2 protein-coding genes are annotated in these 505 nt (G+C 70.5%); both read right to left on the bottom strand.

Going from position 1 to position 505, the window contains the following annotated elements; translation table 11 throughout:
• The coding region (locus OSB71_RS24320) for an ATP-binding cassette domain-containing protein (RefSeq protein ID WP_265950958.1) at window positions 1-323 on the bottom strand (323 nt) is incomplete at its 3' end.
• The coding region (locus OSB71_RS24315) for an oligopeptide/dipeptide ABC transporter ATP-binding protein (RefSeq protein ID WP_323055347.1) at window positions 316-505 on the bottom strand (190 nt) is incomplete at its 5' end. The genes OSB71_RS24320 and OSB71_RS24315, both read right to left, overlap by 8 nt.

Below are 505 nucleotides of genomic sequence, written 5' to 3'. Positions count from 1 at the left end.
AGAATCTCCCCCGACGTGGGCTTTTCGAGGTTCATCAGCAGCTTGGCCACGGTGGACTTGCCGCAGCCCGACTCCCCGACGATGCCCAGCGTCTCGCCTTCGCGCAGCTCGAAGGAGATGTCGTCCACCGCGCGGACGGCGCCGATCTGCTTCCTGAACAGGATGCCCTGGGTGAGCGGGAAGTGCTTGACCAGGTTGCGCACCTGAAGGATCGGTTCACCGCGCACGCCGGAACCGGCCGCCGGGGCCGGTGCGGTGGCGGTGCCCTGGCCGGGTGCTCCGGGCTGGTCCTGCCTCACCGCTTTGCTGTGCAGGTCAGCCATCGATCGTCTCCTTCCAGAAGTGGCACGCGCTGCCGCGGCCCGCCAGCGGCGTGCCGTCCGGCCCGGTGACCTGGTGCAGCGGCGGCTCGTCCGTCCGGCAGACGTCCCGGGCCCGGTCGCAGCGCGGGTTGAACGCGCAACCGCTGGGCACGTGCGCCATGTTGGGCGGCAGGCCCTTGATG

Origin of the sequence: Streptomyces marinisediminis (genome assembly GCF_026262575.1) — a bacterium.
In the GTDB taxonomy this organism is placed as follows: domain Bacteria; phylum Actinomycetota; class Actinomycetes; order Streptomycetales; family Streptomycetaceae; genus Streptomyces; species Streptomyces marinisediminis.
The sequence above is the reverse complement of the archived record's forward strand: the minus strand, read 5'-3'. Positions and strand labels throughout refer to the sequence as shown.